Origin of the sequence: Mycobacterium innocens, from assembly GCF_900566055.1 — a bacterium.
GTDB lineage: Bacteria > Actinomycetota > Actinomycetes > Mycobacteriales > Mycobacteriaceae > Mycobacterium > Mycobacterium innocens.
On the sequence record NZ_UPHQ01000134.1, the window covers coordinates 1 to 1,355 of the forward strand.

A 1,355-nucleotide genomic window follows, 5' to 3' on the forward strand; every position below is an offset into this window, starting at 1 on the left:
ATACATTACGGCGAGACGCTAATGTTGGAGGGACTGATCCCCTCGATCGGGACCGTCGGTGACGCCCTGGACAACGCGCTGTGCGAAACCACGATCGGGCTCTACAAGACCGAGTGCGTGCGCCCTGACTCCCCGTTTCGCGTCGGCCCGATCCGAACCCTCGCTGACCTGGAGAACATGACCTCGGCGTGGGTTAGCTGGTACAACAAGCGGAGGCTCATGCACCGCCTGGGCCGCATCCCACCGGCCGAAGCCGAGGCCGAGTACTACGCTCGACTCCAGGCCGGAGAGCACACCGGTCACACGTAACGAGGTGTGCATGAAACCGGGGATGCTTCAAGTGCCTCCTCCAGCGCGGCCGCGACGGTCACACCGGCGCTGCTGGCGGCCTGCTCGAACCGGTCGACCAGATCCGCCGGGGCCGAGGCCTTTACCTTGGCGCGTGTCGGCTTTGGCTTGGCCGGCTGGACCGCGACCGTCGGCGCATGTCGCGCCACAGTTGCGTCCATGGTTTCACGCAGTGCGGGAATCACGTCCAGCAATCTGGCGAGATCATCACGCTCGATACGCAGCACCTCGGCCGGACCGGTTGTCGTTACGGTCGCAGACCGCAGTTTCCCACGGCGGAGCACAGATTCGCCGATCACCTCACCCGGCCCCAACACGGCAATGGGATCCCGGCCCACGTATACCCGCGCCTCCCCGCTGAGCAGGATGTAGCAGGCGTCCGCCGGAGTCTGCTCATGAATCATCGGCCAGGGCTTGGACGTCGAGGTGTGATGGGCTACTCGGGCGAGCAGCTCCAGCTCGGCATCGGAGAAGTTGTCGAATGCGGTGAACTCGCGTAGCCGATAGGCGAAATCCCCATCACGGGCGTCTGCCCCAGATCCCGCATCCGACTTCATAGTGCGCTCCTGACGTGCGATGTGACCCGGCATCGGGGAGCCTACGCCCTGTTTACGGTGGATTCCTGGGCCGGCACCCGGGCGAGCGCTGACCAGAATGTGGTCTGCGACGCCTGACGCGTCGTGCCACCTCGCATAGCGCCCGCCACCGGTCTAGACCGAAGTTACTGCTGTTTAGGTAGGGGTTTTCCTGGTTTGACCTGGGGTTTTGGCGGGTTTGGTGGTGTGGTGTTTGTCTACCTGACTATGCGGCGATGGTGAGGGGGATGGTGGCTTCGATGAGGTCGAAAGCGCGGCGTTGTTCGGGGGTGGGGTCGGTGAGTTTGTCGATTTCGATGTCGGTGTTGTGGTAGCGGATCCTGTTGCGGGTCAAAGTCTTGAGGTGTTCGAGTAGGCCAGCGAAAGTCCGTAAAGGGTGGCCCTGGGAGTCTTGCTTGGTGGAGACTTTAG

General features: G+C 63.2%; 2 protein-coding genes and 1 pseudogene. 1 reads left to right on the forward strand and 2 read right to left on the reverse strand.

The genetic code is table 11. The annotated features are described in order from the left end of the window. Positions 1 to 309, forward strand: a 309-nt coding sequence (locus EET03_RS14405) for an integrase core domain-containing protein (protein ID WP_167470638.1), incomplete at its 5' end; no start/stop codon positions are given. Here the strand turns inward: EET03_RS14405 and EET03_RS14410 are convergent. Continuing rightward, positions 300 to 905: a Crp/Fnr family transcriptional regulator gene (locus EET03_RS14410; RefSeq protein WP_075543113.1), complete on the reverse strand. Its 606-nt coding sequence runs from the start codon at positions 903 to 905 to the stop codon at positions 300 to 302. The genes EET03_RS14405 and EET03_RS14410 overlap by 10 nt on opposite strands. 244 nt (positions 906 to 1,149) lie before the next feature. Then, positions 1,150 to 1,355: pseudogene (locus tag EET03_RS30845) on the reverse strand (IS1634 family transposase); the annotation flags it as partial.